This window comes from Bacillus sp. PSXD-155 (assembly GCF_049310765.1).
In the GTDB taxonomy this organism is placed as follows: domain Bacteria; phylum Bacillota; class Bacilli; order Bacillales; family Bacillaceae_G; genus Bacillus_A; species Bacillus_A cereus.
Window position 1 is genome coordinate 139,767 of record NZ_JBMOWC010000007.1, and the last position, 24,456, is coordinate 164,222.

The window sequence follows — 24,456 nt, forward strand, 5'->3', positions numbered from 1 at the left end:
CTCATTTTTTCATGTACATAAAAATCTTTGTTATTTTCCCAATAGTTCTTTATAGTATATATAAAGGATAACTAATATTGAATAAATACAACAAAAAAGCTTTATTTTACATAATAAGAGGATGTGTATACGATGTCATTACAGACTAAATATATAGCGGGTATTTCGCTTGGGGTTATGGGTGTCGGCTTTGCGGCTTCTATCCCTTTTCAAGGAACGGTAGCAGGAGAGATTATACAAGGGGGATTTGAAGCTGGATTGGTTGGTGGACTTGCGGATTGGTTTGCGGTTACTGCTTTATTCCGTCATCCGATGGGAATACCAATTCCGCATACAGCTTTGTTACCTAAAAACCGTAAACGGGTAACGAAAGGGCTCATTCATACGTTAGAAAATGAATGGCTGACAAAAGAAAGTATTACGAATAAAGTAAAAGAGATGCAGTTAGCACAAATGGTACTGCAAATTGCTGAGAGAGAGATGCAGTCTGATGCTGTGAAAAAGGGGATTGTAAAGATTGCTGAGAAAGCAATTGTTACAATAGATACAGAAAAGTTAGCTGTTATTATTGAAAAAGAATTAAAAACATATTTACATACAATTAATACAAGTAACATTTTACAAGTGCTTGTTGATCAATTAGTTGTGCAAGAATATGATGAAAAGACACTTGATTACATATTAGTAAAAGTGAAAGATTGGACAGCACAAGATGAAGCTCGTTACCAGCTCGGAAGCTTAGGTATGAAGGCAATGGAAAATATAAAAGTAGATGGATTCTTGCAGTTTACTTTGAAATCATTTATGAATATTGTAGATGAAGATAAAATTGGCGGCATTTTGCAGAAGTTTATTATTAGCAATATTAACAGCTTACAAGAGGCTGATAATAGCACAAGACAACTTATATTAGCGAAGATTCGTCAAGAAATTATAAATGTAAAAGAAAATGAAGCCTTATTAAAGGAATTAGAAAATTGGAAAGAAAAGTGGATTGCGAATTGGGATGCTACTGACAAAATAAAAGAGATGCTAGAGCAAGTACAACAAAGAGCAGTTACTTTTGTAAATAATGAAGAATTTGCTGATAAATATGTTATTCCATTTTTACAAAAACAAATGAATAAAATAAAAGAAGATGGACAGACAGTTCAAAAAATAGAAGAGTGGTTACAAAAACAAGTTGTGAATCTTGTTGAGAAGAACCATTCGAAAATTGGTAAGCTTGTACAAGAAAACCTTGATAAGTTAGATGATAAAACGTTAATCGAAATGATTGAAAATAATGTCGGTAAAGATTTGCAGTGGATCCGAGTGAACGGGGCGGTTTGCGGATTTATGATTGGATTAGTGTTAGAAGGAATTAAAGCGATTATATGAGAAAAACCTTCCGCAATTGCGGAAGGTTTTTCTTATTTTTCAATAACGCTCATATTTAAATTATAAGCTTTCTCAATATTTAACTTGTACGTGCCATTTCCAGTTTTAATCGAATTTTTATACCAATGTTCTTGGTTGTTTAATTCTGGATGTTCTTCTGAAGAAGTATTTTCGTTTTTCGTTAAATCTTCTACTTGTTCCCAAGGTGTGCTTCCGTGTGTTTCTTTTTGATTCGTTACTGCTGTTAAAGATACATCACTCTCTTTTGCAAGATGGACAGACACTCTTGAGCTTTCTTGTACAAACCAATTATTTTGTAATTGACCTGGATAAAGAGATAGTTCGTTATTTGAAGCACGGATTTCCACATTTTTATTTTGCGGAAGAACAAGCGTTGGTTTCACCTGTGGTGCTGAATTAAATAACGTATGCTGAACAGGTAATGATTTTAAAGTGATATACATCGTTTCTCCAGCCGTTTGAACTGAAAGGAAATCATCTTGTTTTAAATTGAGTTTTTCATTTGCTTTCGTCGTCATTTCATAAGTTCCCAAAAGATGAATTTGATTTGTATTATTTCCCTCTATCGTTAGAGGCTGATGTCCTGCATCTACTACGATTTTTTTGATAGATTCAGGTATATCAAATTGTCCGTCTGGAATATTACTCGTTTGCCTCGTTGTGTTAATAGAGTGACGAACTTCTTCTAGTAATCCAGTTGATAATAAACAGTAAAAAGCAATTCCGACGCTTCCTAAAACGCCGATAAAGAAAATACTAAAAATATCATATTTAATAAATGATTGTTCCTTCTTAGAAAATAGAAGGTATAGTAAAACTTCGGCTCCAAGTATGATTAGTAAAACTGGCCACCATGCAGTTAGTGTATCTAATACTTGAATTCCTTTTACGACTGAAAATAGTAAAAAGCATCCTAACGATATAATAGAAAGCCCCATTGAGAATGTTCCAACACGCCAAGTCCTCATTCGTTTGTCCCACCTTTGTTTTCTTTATTTCCAAGTAACAATTTAAAGCCGCCGCCAATTAAAAGGAGCGCAACGATAGATGTTTGGAAATAGCGATAATATAGTTCACTAAGATGAATATTAAATATAGTTACAAAATAATCATTCAAAATAGGAAGGACTGTTTGATTTAATAAATAATAACCACCGAGTGTAATTAATCCGATACCGATCCATCTTTGATGATTTATAAAATAATCGATAATGGGTTCGTCTTGAACTCGTTCTTTTCCGTATTTTGCTGTTTGCTGTAACGCATCAAAAAAGCTATAGAACCAAATGATTGGTACTAAAAATAAAAATGCAGAAAGTCGTAATAAATCGAGTAAATAAATAGATAGTAAAAAGGCTGCCATAAGCTGAAGACCACGGCGTTGTAAGCCTAAATACATATGACCTGCTCCAGGGAACATTGCTAAAATAGAAGCAAATGTTTTATTCTTCTTTCCTTGTTCACGATGCTCTTCAAACTCTTCGAAAATAGTACGATCATCTAGTTGCTCGCCACGTTCTTTTTTCTGGAGTTGCTGAACAACATCGAAGAAATTGTAAATCCATAAAACAGGTAATGTAATAAGGAAGATAAGAAAACTTTCTTGCGATGTTAAAAGTGCAACGAAAATAATCATACTTCCGATTCCTGTGCAAGCTACTAAAAATGTAAGTCCACGTTGCATAAGTCCTAATTGGAAATGGCCAAGTCCAGGGATGATGGATAGGAGAATGATATAAAATCGTTCGCTCTCTTTAGAGGATGTTGTCAATTCTCCAGCTTCTTGTTTTTTCGTTTGGTTTATAATGGTGATAACTAAATCTAGTAAGTTAATTACCCATAGAACAGCTAGTAAAAATAGAGAAAGAAAAGCAATATCACGTTCTCTTACTACTATTGTACAAAATACTGCAAAGGAGAATAGAAATAAAGATCCTCCGCTATATAAAATAAACCGTCCTAGCTTTTTTAAGTATAAATGTCCAAGCCCAGGAATTAGCCCTAATACAAGTGCTAAAAAGGGGTTTTTATTCATGCTTTAAACCTCCGTCCTTTTTTGATGTGTCTACCGATTTGTTTACAATTTGTTGTGAGATAGAAGACTCGTTATGTTTTGAAGATTTCTCGAAATTTGATGTCGCTGTAAAAATATATTGGAATAAACCACTTACCATAAAAATAATTGTAGCCGCAGTCGCAATTATGTAGTGAATGATTGTGCGCTTTAGTGAGTTTGTTTTTATATTTTCATTAGACTGTAGTGTTTCAAAATTAATTTGCGTCATAACTTCGTTCGTAAATGAATCATCATTTATCATTGGAAGGTTTTCATGTTGTTCATCAATACTTTCCATATAAAGTGCTAAACAATCATCACATTCATAAAGATGTTCTTCCATAGATTCACGTTCATTGCTTTCTATAAAATCTAATGTATAATTGCGCCAATCTTCTTTTGAATAATGCATCATAGAAACTCTTCCTCCTTCCAATGTTTTTTAATCCATTTTCGTGCCCGATACAGTTTCATTTCGACTGTTTTCACTTCGATGTTTTCCTGTAAAGCAATTTCTTGATAACTTTTTTCTTCTAAGTAATGTGCGAGAACGACGTCACGGTAATTTTCGGGAAGTTCTCTCAGTTTTTGAGCGATGAGTAATTTCTGCTCTTTCGTCAATAATAAAGCCTCAATATTATGAGAGGACTTTATATTTTCCTCAGCTTCTTTACATAAGGAGAGTTCTTCACTTTCTCTAGCTTTCTTTCTCTTATAATCAATAGCGTGATTGGTGGCAATACGCGCCATCCACGTTTTTAATCCGCGAAATTGATAATTAGGGAGAGAGGCGTGAATTTTTACGAATACTTCTTGTGTAACATCTTTCGCATCTTCTTCATGTCTTAAAATAGAAAAGATAACTTGGAAAATATAATGACGATATGTTTGCACAAGGATACGAAAAGCATGTTCGCTTCCTTGTTGTGCTTTTTCAATTAATTGTTTTTCCTCAATGGGTCTCTCCCTCCTTTTTGACGCATTCTATTATATAGACGTAAAGAATGATAAGTCACCCTACACATTTTATAAAAAAAGAATAATATATTTTTTGTAGGAGAGCTAGATGAAAAAAGGTGTGAAAAAATGGTAAAGAGAAGTATATAATGAGCAAGTAGGAAATGTTACACGGAGAAAGGATGTGAATGTTAGTAGGGGAAGGTCCATACTAACAAACATGAAAATTAAAATATTAATAGCAGATGATAACTCTTTTATTAGAGAGGGCATGAAAATTATTTTAAATACATACGAAGAGTTTGAAGTAGTAGATACAGTAAATGATGGGAAAGAAGCAGTGGAGTATTGCAAAAAGAACGACGTTGATATCGCTCTATTAGATGTTCGCATGCCAAATATGAACGGGGTAGAGGCGACGAAATTCATTTGTGAAGAGACGAAAACAAAACCGCTTATTTTAACGACGTTTGATGATGATGAATATATTTTGGATGCAGTAAAAAACGGAGCGAAAGGTTATTTATTAAAAAATAACGATCCGGAGCGTATTCGTGATGCGATAAAAGGAGTATATAACGGTCAAACTGTTATGCAAGATGTTGTCCTCGATAAAATTAAGTCTAATTTAATGGAAAGTAAAGAGGAAGAATGTAAAATTGATAAGAGTCTTTTCACAGAAAGGGAGCTTAGTATTATCGCATTAATTGCAAAAGGTTTCTCAAATAAAGAAATTTCGAAACAGCTTTTTATATCTGAAGGAACAATTGCAAATTATATTACGTCAGTTTTAGGGAAAACTGGACTTGAACATCGCACACAAATTGCGATTTATTACTTAACAGGGAAAGTAGATTAATGATATGGAATTTTGGCTAACTGTAAGTAAATTAATTGTCTTTTTATATATTGTGTTTAGTTATATTTACGCAAATGTAGTAAATTTACCGTGGGTTATATTTACTTTACTTATTTACCTCTCTGTAAACGTAATGATTTCTATATTTAAAAAAGATACGTATAAAAAAATATTAATTTGTATGTCAATTGGCGTAGTTATGTTATTTACATGGAGGGTTCATCCATTTTTTATTTTGTTTTTACCTTTGAATTTATACGAAATTACATTCCATTACATAGAAAAGAATTGGCCACGCTTTGTCATTATGATGCTCCCAATTACAATTGCAGATGAAAGTATTCGAATGACTTATGGATTAATTGTTGCATTTTCTTTTCTCGTTTTAACTATTGCAGATCGATATATATCGCGTGTAGTAAAGCTTGAATCGCAAAATGATAAGATGCGAAAAGATATGCAACGACTTACGAAAAGCTTACATGAAAATAAAGAGTACATAAGACAATCTGAATACACATTTAAGTTAGAAGAGAGAAATCGGTTATCACAAGAAATTCATGATAAAATTGGCCACTCGATGACGGGTGCACTAATTCAAATGGAAGCAGCAAAGAGATTAATGGGGATAGATAAAGAAAAATCTGCGGAGTTATTACAAAATGCAATTCATATTTCAAAAGATGGAATTGAAAGTATTCGCATTACATTAAAAAATATGAAGCCACCAACTGAGCAAATTGGCATTCACCGCATGAAATTATTCATAGAGGAATTTGCCGGTAAGAATGATGTGAATATTCCTTTCGTGTACAAAGGGAACCTAGATATGATTTCTCCCATTCAGTGGAAAATTATCGGTGAGAATGTTACAGAAGCACTAACAAATGCAATGAAATATGCTGATGCGACAGTTATTTCTATAGATATTCATGTGCTTAACAAGATGGTTAAGGTGCAAGTAAAGGATAACGGAAAAGGGGTAGCTCTTGTTAAAAAAGGTCTCGGTATTATGGGGATGGAGGAGCGAACGGCGTCTGTAAACGGAAAAATTATTGTAGATGGGACAAGTGGTTTTTCAGTAACGATGTTGTTGCCAATATAAAGAGAATGGTACGAGGATGAACCATCTCATATGAAAAAAGTGAATATTCTCATGTGAAAAGAATGAACTTCTGCACTGAGCAGGTTCATTCTTTTTGTTTATACTAAAAGCAGAGAAACCGAAATAGGGGTGAAAATGATGAATACATTAGAAATTAAAAATTTAACGAAAAAATTTGGTGATTTCATCGCAGTTGATAATATGTCTTTATCTATTAAAGAAGGAGAAATATTTGGCTTTTTAGGATCAAATGGTGCTGGTAAGAGTACAACGATAAATATGATTGCTGGTTTGTTAAGAAGTAATGAAGGTGAAATTAGCATACTAGGAAAAAATATAAAGAAACATAATCGATTTGCGAAAATGAATATCGGTATTGTTCCACAAGATATTGCGATTTATGAAGAGTTAACTGCCTATGAAAATGTGAAATTCTTTGCTGGATTGTACGGATTACGAGGAGCCGAATTAAAAGCTAGGGTAGAGGAAGCTCTTCAATTTGTAGGACTTAGTGATAAACAGAAAAGCTATCCGAAGAACTTTTCTGGTGGGATGAAGCGAAGACTGAATATCGCTTGTGCAATTGCTCATAGACCGAAGTTAATTATTATGGATGAGCCGACAGTTGGAATTGATCCACAGTCAAGAAACTACATTTTGCAGTCAGTACGTAAATTAAATGAAATGGGAAGTACAATTATTTATACGAGTCACTACATGGAAGAGGTAGAAGAGATTTGTACAAAAATAGCGATAGTAGATCACGGTAAAGTAATTGCAGAAGGAACGAAAGAACAGTTAAAAGCAATTATTACTGATACGAAAGATATTTGGATTGAAGTGAAGTCGGTGGAAAATTTAGACGTGGAAAAATTAAAAGAGATAAACGGTGTGAAAGCAGTTCAAATTGAAGAAAACGTAATTAAAGTGAATTCTGATGGGGGATTAAATAATTTAAATAAAATCATTCAATACTGTATCAATCATGATATTGAAATTCGTTCATTAGAGGAGCAGGCTCCCAACTTAGAAACAGTATTCCTTACATTGACGGGAAGAAACTTACGAGATAAATAAAAAGTAAATGAAGAAAAGGTAAAGGGAGGTTCATCAATTGAACATCTTCAATATTGCAATTATGCATATTAAAAGAGATTTCAGAGACGTAAGAACTTTAGTTTTTATGTTAGCATTTCCGATTGTGCTTATGCTTGTGTTAGGAACAGCGTTAACGAATGCATTTAATAGTGATAGTCATTCGATTAAAGATATACAAGTGCTATATAAAGATGAAGCGAGTAGCACGTTTTCTCAATCATTTGAAGCATTTACGAAAGAAGTGGATAAATCAGGTATTCATTTTAAAAAAGCTTCCGGCAGTATAGATGGGAAAGAAGAAGTGAAGAAAAATAAATATGCCGCTTATGTAGAGTTAAATAAAGATGGTGCAAAATTTTATGGAAGTGACAAAAGTAGTATTGAGGGAAGTATTGTGGAAGGAATGCTTACAACATTTGTTGATAAGTACAATGTAGCGGTCGAAGTTGCAAAAGTAGATCCTACTAAGGTTAGTACGGTTATTTCAAATGGAAATCATAATGATTATATAAAAGAAACATCTTTACAAGCTGCGAAAAAACCAGGTTCTATGGATTACTATGCGGTTGTAATGACAACGATGATTGCACTATATGCTGCGATGGGAGCGAGTTCTTTAATTCGAGGAGAACGAATACGTAAAACAGGAGATCGTCTCATTGCTGCACCTATAAGTAAAGCTGAAATATTCATTGGAAAAGTACTTGGTAGCCTAGTAGCAAATGCCCTGTGCATATTACTCGTCATGTTATTTAGTAAATTTGTTTTTCAAGCGAATTGGGGCGACCATCTTGGAATCATATTTCTTATTTTATTAACACAAGTCTTTCTAGCAATTAGCTTCGGTTTAGGAATCGGATATATTACGAAAACAGCTGAAGCGTCTAGGGCAATTATTATGGTTGTTGTGCAATTAGCTTCTATTTTTGGAGGTGCATATTTCGTAGTAGAAGAAAATTTTGTTACGAATTTATCGCCATTAACTTGGGCAAATACAGCTGTTATGAAAATTATTTATGCAAATGATGTAGGGGCAGCACTACCAGTCATTTCTTTAAACATTGGAATTTCAGCACTCTTTTTATTAATTGCAATTATTGCATTACGTAGACGGGAGGGGCTATAGTATGAAGGATATTTTATGGCTCATACAAAAAACGTTATCTGTGCTTTTGAAAAATAAAAAAAGTTTACTCATTATAATTAGCTTGCCGATAATAGGGACGCTCATTTCCTTCTCGATATACGGAAATGCAGGGCAAGGAACGTTAAATATCGGGATTGTAAATAAAGAAAATGAGCCAATAGCAAATGATACGATAAAGTTTTTAGAAGGATTAAATCATGTGAATGTGAGTAAGGTTAAGGAGTCTGAAGTAGAAGATAAACTCACTTCCAAAAAACTTGATGGAGTTATTACATTAGATTCTGGTTTTTCAAAAAGTGTTCGAGAAGGGGAACCAGAGCATATTGAAATTTCATCGATTAAAGGTGATCAAGTAACAGGATTTATAAAATCATATTTATATAATTATATTGATAATATAGCAGCTATTAGTAAAGTAGCAGGAACAGATCAAAGTACATTCGACAATATGTACGCAGGGTATCAAAAAAGTTCATTTAAAATGAAAACTGAGACGCTAGAAGATACTTCGAAAAATAAAGATATGACAAATCAAACGATGGGTTACCTTATTATGTTTATGCTGTTTTCAGCAGCGAACTTATCAGGTCATATTTTAAAAGAAAAAGAGAATAGAACGTACTTTAGACTATTATCAACGCCGATAGATGGGAAGAAGTTCATATTATCTAATGTCGGGGTAAATATGATAATACTAACAGTACAAATTTTGATTACAATCCTATTCCTAACGAATGTTTTTCATACGAATATCAATATGCCTTTCATAGTGATGATTGGTGTACTCATGCTATTTGCTTTAATAGCGATTGGAATATCGTTAGTCCTTGTCGCTTTTTCGAAAAACTCAGCATCAGCAAATGCACTGCAAAATATGATTATTGTACCGACATGTTTACTGGCTGGATGTTATTTTCCTTATGACATTATGCCAAAAGCGGTACAAAAAGTAGCTGATTTTCTTCCGCAGAGATGGCTATTAGACACAGTATCAAAACTACAACAAGGAATTCCAATTTCAGATTTGTATTTAAATATTTTAATCTTATTTGCCTTTGCGGTAGCATTCTTCTTAATTGCTATTTATAAGTTTGGAAGAAATAATGATGCGAGAAACTTTATTTAATATGAAAAGGGTGTGACGTTAAGTCGCATCCTTTTTTGTATGAAGCATGAAATCTAAATTTGAATGACAAAATAGAAAGGTGGAAAGAAAATGAGCGGAAGGAAATCAAAATGATTAAAAAAATATTGCGAGTTACTTCTATTGTAATTACTATTTTCGTTTTTGTTTTAATTTGGATGCATATTGACGTTACGCTCGGAAGAAAAATGGAAGTCGGGAAAAATATGCCGACAGAGTACGCTCCTCATTATAGTGATTTTCAATTATATGTAGAAGGAAAGTCATTTTATAAACAGTTATTTACTGATATAAGAGAGGCGAAGCAATCTATTTACACGTACTTTTTCATTTTGTCGGATGATAAAAGTAGCCATACTTTTTTAAACTTATTAAAAGAGAAGGCGAGAGAAGGAGTAAACGTATATTTATCTGTCGATTTACTTAACGATTTATCATTTGAAAGAAAGGTGAAAAAAGAATTACAGGAAAGTGGCGTGCATTTTACATATAGTAGAAAACAGGAATTACCATTCGGGTTTTATTCCCTACATCATCGTAATCATCGCCGTATTACGACGATTGATGGGGAGATTGGCTATACAGGCGGATTTAATATAGGAGATGAGTACTTAGGGAAAGATAAGCGATTTGGATATTGGCGTGATTATCATGTACGGCTTAAAGGAGAAGGAGCAAAAGATTTAGAAGAGCAGTTTGCTTTAGATTGGAAACGAGATACGAAAGAAGAGATAAAGAGGAGTACGAATAAAGCTAGTAAAGGGAATACATTACATACTATGACTAGTTACAATGGGCATTACGTTGCTGAAAAATATATAGAGCTCATAAAACAAGCTCAACACTCCATTGTAATTGCAACGCCGTATTTTATAGCAAAAAATAAAGAGTCCATGAATGCTTTAATCGCAGCACAAAAGCGTGGTGTTACAGTAAAAATACTTTGGTCATATAAACCAGATCTACCTCTTATAAAAGAAGCGGCGTATCCATACATACGTCAAGCTGTTAATAATGGGATTACTGTATATGGGTATAAAAAAGGAATGTTCCATGGTAAATTAATGCTTATTGATAATGAATTAACCGTTATTGGTACAACAAACTTTACTTCGCGTAGCTTCAATATAAATGATGAAATGAATTTTTATATTTATGGTGGTCCTATTGTAGGACAAGTTAATAAGGCGTTAACAGAGGATTTTCATGATTCGAAAGAAATGACGAAAGAGTTTTTTGAAAAGTTATCTTTTTGGGAGCGTTGTAAGGAGAAAGTGGCGGGATTGGTTGACTTCTATTTGTGATGATGAATTAGGAAAGGGTGCCTACAAAAGGCACCCTTTTTGGTGGGGAATTATTATTTTTCATGCACCAGCATCGTAACATCATCATTGATCAACGTCCCCACATGTTCGCCTAAACATATTTTCTTCATGACACCAGGCTCATCAAAGTTAAAGACGTGTGCTGGTAAATTGTAGTCCCGGGCAAGCAGTAATGCCGCTTGATCCATGACTTGTATATTTTGTCTAACGACATCATTATAGTTTAGTTTGCTGTACATTTTTGCTGATTTATTATGCTTTGGATCACTTGTAAAGACGCCATCGACCCCTTGTTTTGCGACTAATATGGCATCACTATTCATCTCGATGGCTCTTTGTACACTTGGATAATCTGTTGTCACGAACGGTTGGCCGTTTCCGCCTCCAAAGATAACGATATAACCGTTATCTAAATGGTGGACTGCACGCAAGCGAATGTATGGTTCAGCTACTGCATTAAATGGAATGGAAGTCATAACGCGTACTTCTCTATTTGTTTTACTTGTTAAAACACCGCGAAGCATTAAGCTGTTAATGATTGTACCTAGTGTACCGATATTATCAGCTTCTACGCGATCGATTCCCCATTCTTCAGCTAGATGCCCCCTAAAAATGTTACCGCCACCGATGACGATGGATACTTCGATACCTAAATCAACAATGGATAAAATTTCGTTTGCGATATGTTCTAATCGTTTGGAGTTAAAGCTATTTCCAGTTTGATCGGCAAGTGCACCGCCGCTTAATTTAATTAAGACACGTTTATATGGTCTCATAACAATTCCCCCTATATAGATCGCAATAAAAAAGGAACAAAGGCGAATGCCTTTGTTCCTTTTTAAGAAAATGAAAAAGAAAAGAAGAAGATAGGACGAATTGCTTTGTATAGTTTTTCATAACATCCACTCCTTTTCCTTTTGATTTGTTGTAAGTATATATCTTTTTGATTATACGAAATAATCTGATTGCTTATCAAGTTTATTTTATCGTTTTTTAACAAAATGGTGTCAATGAAAAAAAGAAGAAAAATATTTGAATTTTTTGTGACGAACTTGTAGGTTTTTGTATGATTTTGTAGGTTCGCTTATAAGATGTGTGAGTAGCTTTTATAAATTCAAATTGAAAGCGTTCGCATGAAGGGGATGAACATAAATGAAAAAATTCGGATTGGCAACACAAATTTTTGTCGCGCTTGTTTTAGGGATTGTAGTAGGGGCAGTCTTTTATGGCAATAAAACGGCGATTTCTTATATCACACCAATTGGGGATATATTTATTCACTTAATTAAGATGATTGTAGTACCAATTGTTATTTCAGCATTAATTGTTGCGGTAGCTGGTGTAGGAGATATGAAAAAGCTTGGGAAACTGGGCGGTAAGACAATTCTTTATTTCGAAATTATTACGACGATTGCTATTTTAATGGGATTACTTGCAGCGAATATATTCCAACCAGGTACTGGTGTTGATATGAGTAATTTACAGCAAAGTGATATTTCTTCTTATAAACAAACAGCAGATGCAACGGAGAAGAAAGGTTTTGCTGAGACAATTGTTCACATTGTACCAAAAAACGTATTTGAATCGATTGCACAAGGTGACCTATTACCGATTATATTCTTCTCAGTATTATTCGGCTTAGGAGTTGCGGCAATTGGGGAAAAAGGAAAGCCTGTTTTTAACTTCTTTGAAGGCGTACTCGAAGCAATGTTTTGGGTTACAAATCAAGTTATGAAATTTGCACCATTTGGTGTATTCGCATTAATTGCCGTTACAGTTGCAAAATTTGGTGTAGCAACATTACTTCCGCTAGGAAAACTAGTGCTAGCTGTATACGTAACTGTTATACTATTCGTTGTGATTGTATTAGGTATTAATGCACGAATGGTTGGAGTAAACATTTTTACATTAATAAAAATTTTAAAAGAAGAACTGATTCTTTCGTTTACGACAGCAAGTTCAGAAGCTGTTTTACCTAATATAATGAGAAAAATGGAAGAGTTCGGTTGTCCAAAGGCAGTTGCCTCTTTCGTAATTCCGACAGGTTATACATTTAACTTGACTGGATCGGCTATTTATCAAGCGTTAGCGGCATTGTTTGTTGCCCAAATGTACGGTGTGCACATGTCACTAACGGAGCAAATAACGTTATTATTCGTTCTCATGTTAACATCCAAAGGTATGGCGGGAGTTCCAGGTGCATCGTTCGTTGTTGTATTAGCAACGTTAGGTTCAATGGGGCTACCACTAGAAGGTATCGCGTTAATTGCGGGAATTGACCGCATTTTAGATATGATTCGCTCATCTGTCAATGTATTAGGAAATGCATTAGCGGCCATTGTTATGTCGAAGTGGGAAGGCGAATTCGATAATGAGAAAGCAAAACAATATGTAGAAACAGTCAAAGAAACAAAAGCAGCATAAGAAATCGTTAAGGAGTGAATAATCATGGCAACATTAACTGAAGTTAAAAATGGTGTTCGAATTGAAAAAGATTTTTTAGGTGAAAAAGAAGTACCAAACTATGCATACTATGGCGTACAAACAATGCGTGCAGTTGAAAACTTCCCAATTACAGGATACAAAATCCATGAAGGTTTAATTAGAGCATTCGCAATTGTAAAAAAAGCAGCAGCACTTGCGAATACAGATGTAGGAAGATTGGAATTGAACAAGGGTGGCGTGATCGCAGAAGCTGCTCAAGAAATTCTTGATGGAAAATGGCATGATCATTTCATCGTAGATCCAATTCAAGGCGGAGCAGGTACTTCAATGAACATGAATGCAAATGAAGTCATTGCCAATCGTGCTCTTGAATTATTAGGAATGGAAAAGGGAGACTATCACTATATTAGTCCAAATAGTCATGTAAATATGGCGCAATCAACAAACGATGCATTCCCAACGGCGATTCATATCGCAACATTAAATGCATTAGAAGGCTTATTACAAACGATGGGTTATATGCATGATGTATTTGAATTAAAAGCAGAACAGTTCGACCATGTTATTAAAATGGGTCGTACACATTTACAAGACGCTGTGCCAATTCGCCTTGGACAAGAATTTAAAGCGTATTCTCGCGTACTTGAACGTGATATGAAACGTATTAAGCAATCACGTCAACATTTATATGAAGTAAATATGGGAGCGACTGCAGTTGGTACAGGCTTAAATGCAGATCCAGAATATATTGAAGCAGTTGTAAAACATTTAGCTGCAATCAGTGAATTACCGCTTGTTGGTGCAGAAGATTTAGTAGATGCGACGCAAAATACGGATGCTTATACTGAAGTATCTGCAGCACTTAAAGTATGTATGATGAATATGTCTAAAGTTGCGAATGACCTTCGTCTAATGGCATCAGGTCCACGTGTTGGTTTAGCTGAAATTATGTTACCAGCTCGTCAACCAGGTTCTTCTATTATGCCAGGGAAAGTAAACCCTGTTATGCCAGAAGTTATTAACCAAATTGCGTTCCAAGTAATTGGTAATGACCATACGATTTGCCTTGCTTCAGAAGCAGGACAATTAGAATTAAATGTTATGGAACCAGTACTTGTTTTCAACTTACTGCAATCAATTAGCATTATGAATAACGGTTTCCGTGCCTTTACAGATAATTGCTTAAAAGGAATTGAAGCGAATGAAGATCGCTTAAAAGAGTATGTTGAGAAAAGTGTAGGAATTATTACAGCCGTGAACCCTCATATCGGTTATGAAGCTGCAGCTCGCGTTGCGAAAGAAGCAATTGCGACAGGGCAATCCGTTCGAGAACTTTGTGTGAAAAATGGTGTACTGTCACAAGAAGACTTAGAGTTAATTCTAGATCCATTCGAAATGACACATCCAGGGATTGCAGGAGCAACTCTTTTAAAGAAAAATTAAAAGAAGAGGGGGGACAAGCCCCTCTTTTTTGTTTACAATATAGAAATGCTATATATGAATAGAGGTAGGGATGTTATGAGCAAGTTTACAGTAGCTTCTAATGGTGCATTAGAAACAACATTAAGAGGAGCAGAAGTATTATCAACACCACTTTTAAATAAAGGGGTAGCTTTCACACAAAATGAAAGAGAAGAGTTAGGTTTAAAAGGGTTATTACCGCCAGCGGTTTTAACGTTAGAAGAACAGGCACGCCGAGCATACGAACAATTTAGTTCGCAGCCGGATGATTTATTAAAGAATGTATACTTAACTGCGTTACATGATCGAAATGAAGTATTATTTTATCGTATATTAACAGATCATTTACGTGAAATGTTACCGATTGTATATACACCAACTGTCGGTGTAGCAATTCAAAGGTATAGCCATGAATATCGTAAACCACGTGGTATTTACTTATCAATTAACGACCCATCAGGTATTGAAGAAGCGTTTGCCAATATCGGTGCAACAGCTGAAAATATTGATTTAGTCGTTGTAACAGATGGAGAAGGTATATTAGGAATTGGTGATTGGGGTGTTGGCGGTATTAATATCGCAATCGGAAAATTAGCTGTTTACACTGCCGCAGTTGGAATCGATCCTAGCCGCGTATTACCGGTAATATTAGATGTAGGTACAAACCGTGAGGAACTATTAAACAACCCATTTTATATTGGAAATCGTCACCCTCGTATAACAGGTGAATCTTACGATGAATTTATTGATACATTTGTTCAAGCGGTAAACAAACAATTCCCGAAAGCACTTTTACATTGGGAAGACTTTAGCTCTCGTAACGCACGAAAAATTTTAGATAAATATCGTCATGACGTATGTACGTTTAATGATGATATTCAAGGTACAGGTGCAGTTTCACTTGCTGCTGTATTATCAGCGGTGAAAGCTTCTGGTGTACCACTGAGTGAACACCGCGTTGTTGTGTTTGGCGCTGGTACAGCTGGAATCGGTATCGCAGATCAAGTAAGAGATGCAATGGTCCGTGCTGGCTTATCAGAAGAAGAGTCACATAATCGTTTCTGGTGTATTGACCGAAACGGATTAGTTACAGATAACATGGAAGATCTTCTTGATTTCCAAATTCCATATGCAAGAAAAGAAGCAGAAGTAAGTGAGTGGAAAGAAAATGATATAATCGGACTTGCTGAAGTTGTGAAACATGTACAACCGACAATTTTAATTGGTACATCTACTGTGGCGGGCGCATTTAAAGAAGAGATTATTAAAGAAATGGCTTCTCACGTAGAAAGACCAATCATTTTGCCAATGTCGAATCCGACGCCACTTGCTGAAGCAAAACCAGTAGATTTAATTGAATGGACAGAAGGAAGAGCGTTAGTTGCAACAGGAAGTCCATTTGAACCAGTTACGTATAACGGTGTAACGTACGTTATCGGGCAATCAAATAATGCACTTATTTTCCCAGGGCTTGGTCTTGGAACAATTGTAGTACGTGCAAGCGTTATGACGGATGGGATGTTCGCAGCAGCTGCTGAAGCAGTTGCAAGTATGGTAGATACAAGTCAGCCAGGCGCACCTATTTTACCAGAGGTCGAAGAATTACGTAATATCTCAGAAATGGTTGCAATTGAAGTAGCGAAAGTTGCAGTTGCAGAAGGTGTTGCAAGAGTGAACTTAAGTGATAACGATATCAAGATGGCAGTGAAAGAAGCAATGTGGAAGCCAGAGTATCGCCAAATAAAAGCGGTAGAAAAGGTTAGAATATAGAAAAAAAGCCCGTTTATAACAATAAGCGGGCTTTCGCTTTTACTACTGAAAAAAGTATAGGAAGTGGCACCTTTGAATTGGAATCAATTATGGAAGAAAGATATGTCCCTTTTAATTATATTAATGGTCGTTGTTCCGATTGCTGGGGAGCTGAACTTTCATCCCTTTAATGATACGTTTCGAGTTAGCTTCGGTACACCGCTATTCTTCTTTTTATTATTATTTTTAAGAAGAGTACCAGCAGGAGTTGCAGGTATTCTTGTTGGTATATCTGTAGTCTTATTTCGAGTATGTCTTGACTGGATCATGCAAGGTTCATTTCATATGACAGAATCATTTTATTTGCGTTATCCTGTGTTCTTCTATTATTTTATTTATGGCAGTCTTTTTTCGCTTTGCAGGGTAAATAAGTTCCATCAGAAACCAATCATTATTGGATGCCTTGGAATTTCAATTGAAATTGTTGCAAGTATGTCAGAACTTGCGTTTTATCACATGTTAGTACTCGGTACAACAATAACGATTTCTGAAGTAAATAAACTTATTATCATTGCTATTTTTCGTAGTTTCTTTGCACTTGGTTTTTTAAATATGATGAATTTATATGAAACGAAATTAAAAGAATCGCAAGTTCGAAAAGAAAATGAAAATATGTTAATGCATCTTTCTAATTTATATGTGGAATCTGTTCATTTGAAAAAGACGTTACAAAATGCGGAGTTAATTACACAAGAAGCATATCAACTATATCGAAATTTACAAGTAAGCGCTGATTCAAGTAGTAAAACAGCATTGAAAATAGCGGGGGAAGTGCATGAAATAAAAAAGGATAACCAAAGGATATTTGCAGGGTTATCTAAACTGTTATTAGATAAAAATGTGGCTGAATATGTAGAAGGACATGAGTTAGCAGAAATGATTGTTAGAATAAACGAGAAGTATGCTGAAATGCTAGAAAAGGATATACGTTTTTCTAAACATATAGAAGGTGAGCATGCTGCATACCACGTGTATACAGTTCTATCAATTTTTAATAACCTCGCTGCAAATGCAGTTGAAGCAATTGAAGATAAAGGTGTCGTTATTATTAAGCTATATAAAAGAGATCAACATATATTTTTTGAAGTAATTGACGATGGACCTGGTATTGCACAAAAGTATAAGAAATTAGTATTTAAGCCAGGATTTACTTCCAAGTATGATCAAACGGGAACACCGTCAACTGGTATTGGGCTTTCTTACATAAATGAAATGGTAACAGAGCTAGGCGGAGAAGTGAGATTAGAAGGCCGAGAAAATAAAAGAGGATGTAAGTTTATCGTTTGTTTACCAGAGGGTAGTTTAAAGCGGGAAGGTGAATAGATTTGTTTTATTATATCGTAGACGATGATGAAGTTTTCCGTTCGATGCTTTCGCAAATTATTGAAGATGGAGATCTTGGAGAAGTAATTGGTGAGGCGGATGACGGAGCTTTTATTGAAGCGGATCAACTAAATTTTAAAAAAGTAGATATTTTATTTATTGATTTGTTGATGCCGATGAGGGACGGAATTGAAACAGTTCGTCACATTGCGTCAACTTTCACGGGGAAAATCATTATGATTTCTCAAGTGGAATCGAAGCAGCTTATAGGTGAGGCATATACACTTGGTGTAGAATATTATATTACAAAACCATTAAATAAAATCGAAGTTGTATCTGTTGTACGCAAAGTGATGGAGCGTATTAGATTGGAGCGTTCTATACATGATATTCAAAAATCATTGAATAACGTGTTTCAGTGGGAAAAACCGCAATTGCGTACTGAACCAGTGCAAGAAGGAAAAAAGATAGGGGATTTAGGACGCTTTTTACTATCAGAACTCGGTATTGCGGGAGAGAATGGAAGTAAAGATTTACTTAGTATGCTGGAATATTTATATGGTCAAGAAAAGGCACAGACATTTGAGTTTGGCTTTCCTGCGTTAAAAGAAATTTTTCATCATATTACGATAAGGAAATTAGGGGATCTAGCTTTAGGTGCGGATATTGATAAAGAGAAAAAAGCGTCTGAACAAAGAGTACGTCGAGCTATTTATCAGTCGTTAAATCATTTGGCTTCTTTAGGACTAACAGACTTTTCAAATCCAAAATTTGAAAGCTATGCTCCAAAATTTTTCGATTTCACCGTAGTTAGAAAACGGATGACAGAAATGACGAAAGATGAACTCGCATCTTCTGGTCATACGCGAATTAATACGAAGAAGTTTATTCAAGTGTTGTATTTTGAGGCGAAGAGGTTGATGGAGATAGAGTGAAGAAGATGCTTATAAATAAGCATCTTTTTTTGTTAAATCAACATTTTATATTTTCTCGTGGAGCATGTAAAATGTTAAGTAAGAGAAAATGGTTTTATATTAAGGAAGTGTCAAAGCGATGAGTTTCACATTGAATAAATCGATTATTAAAGAAGTGTGCGGAGAGACCTCATATAAAAGAGGTGAAGCCTATTATAAATCAAATAAAGTGATAATAGATCATTACGATGAAAATAAAGAAATTTGTGAGGCGACAGTAAAAGGGAACGAGGATTTCCATGTTACAGTAGCAAAAGCCAAAAAGGGTGATGTTGTTGCAAAATGTAGTTGTCCTTCATTAGCGTCTTTTCAAACGTACTGTCAACATGTTGCAGCAGTATTAATACAAATAAACTATAATCAACAAACAGGTGGAATGAGCTCCACTAGTAACAGAAATGATCAATTGACAAGTGGTATGTTCCAGCTGTTTGCAGACAAACCACTGAGGCCAAAAAGTAAACAACACCGTTTTGATACACGTGAAATATTAGATATTGAGTTTATATGTACACCAGTTGCTACGAGAAGTGGTGGTGCTCTTCTTGGAATTCAATTGAAACTTGCCAAAGTGTATTTCATAAATCATATTAGAGAATTTCTTTCTAAGGTGGAGAAAAGAGAGTCTTTTCATTGTTCAAATGAATTTACATATACACCAGATGTACATAGTTTTAAACAAGAAACGGATGCAATTATTCAGCAGCTCATTAAAATGTATCATAACGAAAAAATGTATGAGGATGCGCTAGAAGTACATGCGAAACAAGATGAAAGTATGATATTTATACCACCAGCTTCATGGAAAGATATGCTCTCTTCACTTTCTAAAGTTGAATATGTACAGCTGAAACAAAATAAACAACTGTTTCAGGGATTACAAGTTTCAAAAGGTTTGTTGCCGTTACACTTTGAATTTACGAAGGGAAATAATGGCGGATTTACACTTCATATAGAGGGTTTAAATCGTGTACAAGTTATGGATATGTATAACAATGCACTTTACGAAGGGAAATTATATCACTTACACATTGAAGATTGTATGCGACTTATTGAATTACAAAAGATGATGAGTCGCTCAAATAGTAATCAGTTTTATATTCCAGAAAGTAAGATGGAACATTTCGTCGCGAAAGTTGTACCAGGATTAATGAAGCTTGGAACTGTACACATTGATGAAGTAATATCGGATCGTGTTGAAACACCTTCGCTAAAAGCGAAATTGTATTTAGACCGCGTGAAAAATCGCTTATTAGCAGGTCTTGAATTTCACTATGGGAACGTCATGATTAATCCGCTAGAAGAGGATGGACAGCCGTCTGTTTTTAATCGTGATGAGAAAAAGGAAAAAGAGATTTTAGACATTATGAGTGAAAGTGCTTTTGCAAAAACAGAAGGCGGTTACTTTATGCATAATGAAGAAGCTGAGTATAACTTTTTATATCACGTTGTGCCAACATTAAAAGGTTTAGTTGATATTTATGCGACGACAGCAATCAAATTGCGAATTAGTAAAGGGGATGCAGTTCCTCTTATTAGAGTGAGAAGAAAAGAAAGAATTGATTGGTTGTCATTTCGTTTTGATATAAAAGGAATACCAGAAGCAGAAATTAAAGGTGTATTAGCGGCCCTTGAAGAGAAACGTAAATATTATCGATTGGCGAATGGTTCGTTTTTATCGCTAGAGAGTAAAGAGTTTAATGAAATTAATCAGTTTATAAAAGAATCAGGTATTCGGAAAGAATTTTTACATGGAGAAGAGGTAAATGTTCCGCTTATTCGAAGTGTAAAATGGATGAACGGACTTCATGAAGGCAATGTTTTAAGTTTGGATGATTCTGTTCAAGAGTTAGTAGAAAACATTCAAAACCCGAAAAAATTAAAGTTTGCTGTGCCAAATACTTTAAATGCAGAAATGAGAAAGTATCAAGTATATGGGTTCGAATGGATGAAAACACTTGCTCATTACCGTTTTGGCGGTATTTTAGCAGATGATATGGGACTTGGAAAAACGTTGCAAAGCATTGCTTTTATAGATTCTGTTTTGCCTGAGATTCGAGAAAAGAAACTGCCTATATTAGTCGTTTCACCATCATCTCTTGTTTATAATTGGTTTAGTGAATTGAAAAAATTCGCCCCGCATATTAGAGCAGTTATTGCAGATGGAAACCAAGCAGAGCGCCGGAAAATTTTGAAAGATATAACGGAATTTGATGTCGTAATCACGTCATACCCATTACTGAGAAGAGATATAAGATTATATGCAAGACCATTTCATACACTATTTCTTGATGAAGCACAGGCGTTTAAAAACCCTACAACGCAAACGGCAAGAGCTGTGAAAACAATTCAAGCTGAATACCGTTTCGGACTAACTGGTACACCTGTAGAAAATTCATTAGAAGAGCTATGGTCTATCTTCCATGTCGTCTTCCCGGAATTATTACCAGGAAGAAAAGAGTTCGGTGATTTAAGGCGTGAAGATATAGCGAAGCGAGTGAAACCATTCGTATTAAGACGATTAAAAGGGGACGTATTAAATGAGTTGCCAGAGAAAATAGAGCACTTACAATCATCGGAGTTATTACCCGATCAAAAGAGTCTCTATGCTGCTTATTTAGCGAAGTTAAGGGAAGAAACGTTAAAGCATTTAGACAAAGACACGTTACGTAAAAATAAAATTAGAATTTTAGCTGGTTTAACGAGATTGCGACAAATTTGTTGTCATCCCGCTTTATTTGTTGATGATTACAAAGGAAGTTCAGCTAAATTTGAACAACTGTTAGAGATTTTAGAGGAATGTAGAAGTACAGGGAAGAGAATATTAATTTTTTCTCAATTTACGAAGATGCTTTCCATTATTGGTCGTGAGTTAAATCGACAAGCAATTCCATACTTTTATTTAGACGGGAGTACACCAGCGCAGGATCGTGTAGAGCTGTGCGATCGGTTTAACGAAGGAGAAGGAGATCTATTTCTCATTTCTTTAAAAGCTGGTGGTACCGGACTTAATTTAACTGGTGCAGATACAGTAATATTATATGATTTATGGTGGAATCCAGCTGTTGAACAACAAGCGGCCGATAGGGCGTATCGAATGGGACAAAAAAATACAGTGCAAGTTATAAAGCTAGTAGCTCAGGGAACAATTGAGGAGAAAATGCATGAACTGCAAGAAAGTAAGAAAAATTTAATCGCTGAAGTGATTGAGCCGGGAGAAGAGAAATTGTCCTCAATCACAGAGGAAGAAATTCGAGATATTTTAATGATTTAATATAAAAAAGCTATGCCTTCAAATTTATGAGGGCATAGCTTTTTTGTTGTAATAATTATATTTTGTTTTGTACAAAGTAAAGAAATCAAATGTTATTTAAATTACTTCTTTGTACCTTTACTTTTGTATGGTTTGGCAGCTGCCTTTTTCTTTGCACTTGATTGCCAACGGTTCCATCCTTTACTTCCTGTACCTTGTCCTACACCTTTTTTCGGTTTTGCTTTCGTTTTACTCATATGATCACTCCGTTATATAAAAATCTTATTTGATAATAGTCAATGATTTAGAAAATACTCTTTATAAATGACTATGATTGCTTTAAGTAAAAATAAACTGCTTGAATGCTATAGTATAACATGAATTTGCAAGTAAACTGAAAGGAATTATAAAGAAAATGAAAATAATAAGAAATACTGCAGATTCTATATTCCGAACGATCACATTAATTGTTGTGTATACGTTAGTTTCGGTCAGTGAAACATTTTTTGGATTGACGAGGCAGAAAAAGTAAAGATGTTAAATTAACAACAATCAATAAAGCCGTAAAATAAAGAATTGAAAAACATTTTAAAACTTTTTGTTGACTTTCTTTATTTTTTGTATAGAATAATCATTAATAAAATGTTTCAGAGATGTGACAACAAAACGACTATGAAAGGACGAGTAGTAGTAGGACGTAGTTTAAGCGAGTCAGGGGTGGTGTGAGCCTGATACGAAGCCTATTATGAAGAACCTCCTGGAGTTGCTAACCGAAATCCTTTATAGGAAAGTAGACTTAGCCGGGAACTTCGCCGTTACAAGAAGAACAGTATCGAGATATTTCATCTCCGTATTGTATAAGTGAGCAACCTCTGTTGCTAATTTGGGTGGTACCGCGGAACCAAAGCCTTTCGTCCCAGTTTTTTGGGAAAGAAGGGCTTTTTTTGTTGGCTTCTTTTCACAACATCCAAACATTTTAGGAGGAAACCACCATGTATCAATCATTAATGACAGTAAGAGAGACTCAAATCGCAATTAAGGAAGTTAAAACATTCTTCGAGGACCAATTAGCAAAACGCCTTGAACTATTCCGCGTATCTGCACCATTATTCGTAACGAAAAAATCAGGATTAAACGATCACCTAAACGGTGTAGAACGTCCAATTGAATTTGATATGTTACATTCAGGAGAAGAATTAGAAATTGTTCATTCACTAGCGAAATGGAAACGATTTGCATTACATGAATACGGATATGAAGCTGGTGAAGGTTTATATACAAACATGAACGCGATTCGTCGTGATGAAGAACTTGATGCAACGCATTCCATTTATGTTGACCAATGGGATTGGGAAAAAATCGTTCAAAAAGAATGGCGTACTGTTGAATACTTACAAAAAACAGTACAAACAATTTATGGAATATTCAAAGATTTAGAAGATCACTTATTTGAAAAATATCCGTTCCTTGGAAAGTATTTACCGGAAGAAATTGTTTTCGTTACTTCTCAAGAATTAGAAGATAAATATCCAGAATTAACACCGAAAGATCGTGAACATGCAATTGCAAAAGAACACGGTGCAGTCTTCATTATCGGAATTGGTGATGCACTTCGTTCAGGTGAAAAGCATGACGGACGCGCAGCTGATTATGACGATTGGAAATTAAACGGTGACATTTTATTCTGGCACCCAGTACTACAATCTTCATTTGAGTTATCATCAATGGGAATTCGTGTTGATAGTAAATCGCTTGATGAGCAGTTAACGAAAACTGGTGAAGACTTCAAACGTGAGTATGATTTCCATAAAGGTATATTAGAAGACGTACTACCATTAACAATCGGCGGTGGCATTGGACAATCAAGAATGTGCATGTACTTCTTACGTAAAGCACATATCGGTGAAGTTCAATCTTCTGTATGGCCTGACGATTTACGTGCAGCTTGTAAAAAAGAAAACATTCATCTGTTTTAATAGAAGTGAGGGAATAGCTTAAATATAGAGCTATTCCCTCTTTTTTTAATTGTGTAAACGAATGGTTTACAGAGAGTTTTACTAATGGTTTCTTTCATTTATATCTCTTTTTATGTAATAATT

General features: G+C 34.9%; 20 protein-coding genes and 1 other annotated feature. Of the genes, 14 read left to right on the forward strand and 6 right to left on the reverse strand.

The window, feature by feature from the left end; translation table 11 throughout:
- Positions 1-132 precede the first annotated feature (132 nt).
- Positions 133-1,380: a DUF445 domain-containing protein gene (locus ACO6VI_RS10530; RefSeq protein ID WP_422423304.1), complete on the forward strand. Its 1,248-nt coding sequence runs from the start codon at positions 133-135 to the stop codon at positions 1,378-1,380.
- A gap of 32 nt (positions 1,381-1,412) precedes the next feature.
- Here ACO6VI_RS10530 and exsE read toward each other — a convergent pair whose 3' ends face one another.
- The 4 genes from exsE to ACO6VI_RS10550 are packed head-to-tail and all read right to left on the reverse strand — an operon-like array spanning position 1,413 to position 4,351.
- Entirely contained in the window at positions 1,413-2,369 is a 957-nt protein-coding gene (exsE, locus tag ACO6VI_RS10535) for an exosporium protein ExsE (protein WP_071757405.1), read from the reverse strand.
- The gene (locus ACO6VI_RS10540) at positions 2,366-3,436 is read right to left on the reverse strand and encodes a hypothetical protein (RefSeq protein WP_063547009.1); all 1,071 of its coding nucleotides are present in this window, start codon (positions 3,434-3,436) and stop codon (positions 2,366-2,368) included. The genes exsE and ACO6VI_RS10540 overlap by 4 nt, the downstream gene beginning before the upstream one ends.
- Positions 3,429-3,872 carry a hypothetical protein gene (locus ACO6VI_RS10545; RefSeq protein ID WP_063547010.1) on the reverse strand — a complete coding sequence of 148 codons (444 nt, stop codon included), beginning with the start codon at positions 3,870-3,872 and terminating at the stop codon, positions 3,429-3,431. The genes ACO6VI_RS10540 and ACO6VI_RS10545 overlap by 8 nt, the downstream gene beginning before the upstream one ends.
- Positions 3,869-4,351 (reverse strand): RNA polymerase sigma factor, encoded by a 483-nt coding sequence (locus ACO6VI_RS10550; protein ID WP_230387339.1) that lies wholly within the window; start codon positions 4,349-4,351, stop codon positions 3,869-3,871. Before ACO6VI_RS10550 ends, ACO6VI_RS10545 begins: the two co-directional genes overlap by 4 nt.
- Before the next feature lie 283 nt (positions 4,352-4,634).
- On the opposite strand from ACO6VI_RS10550, the gene ACO6VI_RS10555 reads away from it, so the two are divergent.
- From ACO6VI_RS10555 to ACO6VI_RS10580, 6 genes are all read left to right on the forward strand, one after another.
- Positions 4,635-5,273 (forward strand): response regulator transcription factor, encoded by a 639-nt coding sequence (locus tag ACO6VI_RS10555; RefSeq protein WP_000694106.1) that lies wholly within the window; start codon positions 4,635-4,637, stop codon positions 5,271-5,273.
- 4 nt (positions 5,274-5,277) lie between these two features.
- Entirely contained in the window at positions 5,278-6,378 is a 1,101-nt protein-coding gene (locus tag ACO6VI_RS10560) for a sensor histidine kinase (RefSeq protein ID WP_063547011.1), read from the forward strand.
- 138 nt (positions 6,379-6,516) lie between these two features.
- Positions 6,517-7,455, forward strand: coding sequence for an ABC transporter ATP-binding protein (locus tag ACO6VI_RS10565; protein WP_063547012.1), 939 nt, complete (start codon positions 6,517-6,519; stop codon positions 7,453-7,455).
- A gap of 37 nt (positions 7,456-7,492) precedes the next feature.
- Positions 7,493-8,602 carry an ABC transporter permease gene (locus ACO6VI_RS10570; RefSeq protein ID WP_001020154.1) on the forward strand — a complete coding sequence of 370 codons (1,110 nt, stop codon included), beginning with the start codon at positions 7,493-7,495 and terminating at the stop codon, positions 8,600-8,602.
- Between the two features lies 1 nt (position 8,603).
- Positions 8,604-9,749: an ABC transporter permease gene (locus ACO6VI_RS10575; protein WP_063547013.1), complete on the forward strand. Its 1,146-nt coding sequence runs from the start codon at positions 8,604-8,606 to the stop codon at positions 9,747-9,749.
- 110 nt (positions 9,750-9,859) lie between these two features.
- Positions 9,860-11,071, forward strand: a complete 1,212-nt coding sequence (locus ACO6VI_RS10580; protein ID WP_063547014.1) for a phospholipase D-like domain-containing protein — start codon at positions 9,860-9,862, stop codon at positions 11,069-11,071.
- Between the two features lie 53 nt (positions 11,072-11,124).
- Here the strand turns inward: ACO6VI_RS10580 and pyrH are convergent, their stop codons facing one another.
- Positions 11,125-11,868: a UMP kinase gene (gene pyrH, locus ACO6VI_RS10585; RefSeq protein WP_001248059.1), complete on the reverse strand. Its 744-nt coding sequence runs from the start codon at positions 11,866-11,868 to the stop codon at positions 11,125-11,127.
- Between the two features lie 376 nt (positions 11,869-12,244).
- Here pyrH and ACO6VI_RS10590 point away from each other — a divergent pair, with 376 nt between their 5' ends.
- The 6 genes from ACO6VI_RS10590 to ACO6VI_RS10615 all read left to right on the forward strand — a co-directional run bounded on the left by ACO6VI_RS10590 (position 12,245) and on the right by ACO6VI_RS10615 (position 22,378).
- Positions 12,245-13,516 carry a cation:dicarboxylate symporter family transporter gene (locus ACO6VI_RS10590; RefSeq protein ID WP_000713291.1) on the forward strand — a complete coding sequence of 424 codons (1,272 nt, stop codon included), beginning with the start codon at positions 12,245-12,247 and terminating at the stop codon, positions 13,514-13,516.
- A gap of 24 nt (positions 13,517-13,540) precedes the next feature.
- The gene (gene aspA / locus ACO6VI_RS10595) at positions 13,541-14,980 is read left to right on the forward strand and encodes an aspartate ammonia-lyase (RefSeq protein WP_000224199.1); all 1,440 of its coding nucleotides are present in this window, start codon (positions 13,541-13,543) and stop codon (positions 14,978-14,980) included.
- A gap of 75 nt (positions 14,981-15,055) precedes the next feature.
- Positions 15,056-16,768, forward strand: coding sequence for an oxaloacetate-decarboxylating malate dehydrogenase (gene malS, locus ACO6VI_RS10600; protein WP_422423308.1), 1,713 nt, complete (start codon positions 15,056-15,058; stop codon positions 16,766-16,768).
- Positions 16,769-16,831: 63 nt separating this feature from the next.
- Positions 16,832-18,130: a sensor histidine kinase gene (locus ACO6VI_RS10605; RefSeq protein WP_080469767.1), complete on the forward strand. Its 1,299-nt coding sequence runs from the start codon at positions 16,832-16,834 to the stop codon at positions 18,128-18,130.
- Positions 18,131-18,132: 2 nt separating this feature from the next.
- A complete protein-coding gene (locus ACO6VI_RS10610; protein WP_006918521.1) occupies positions 18,133-19,065 on the forward strand; it encodes a response regulator in 933 nt (310 codons plus the stop codon).
- 118 nt (positions 19,066-19,183) lie between these two features.
- The gene (locus ACO6VI_RS10615; RefSeq protein ID WP_063547017.1) at positions 19,184-22,378 is read left to right on the forward strand and encodes a DEAD/DEAH box helicase; all 3,195 of its coding nucleotides are present in this window, start codon (positions 19,184-19,186) and stop codon (positions 22,376-22,378) included.
- 101 nt (positions 22,379-22,479) lie between these two features.
- Here ACO6VI_RS10615 and ACO6VI_RS10620 read toward each other — a convergent pair whose 3' ends face one another.
- Positions 22,480-22,614: a DUF3934 domain-containing protein gene (locus ACO6VI_RS10620; protein WP_000047588.1), complete on the reverse strand. Its 135-nt coding sequence runs from the start codon at positions 22,612-22,614 to the stop codon at positions 22,480-22,482.
- A 406-nt stretch (positions 22,615-23,020) separates the two neighbouring features.
- Positions 23,021-23,279: a binding site (T-box leader), on the forward strand.
- A gap of 70 nt (positions 23,280-23,349) precedes the next feature.
- Between ACO6VI_RS10620 and asnA the strand changes: the two genes are divergently transcribed.
- On the forward strand, positions 23,350-24,333 hold the full coding sequence (gene asnA / locus ACO6VI_RS10625; protein WP_000284916.1) for an aspartate--ammonia ligase: 984 nt from the start codon (positions 23,350-23,352) through the stop codon (positions 24,331-24,333).
- The last annotated feature ends 123 nt before the right edge of the window (positions 24,334-24,456 follow it).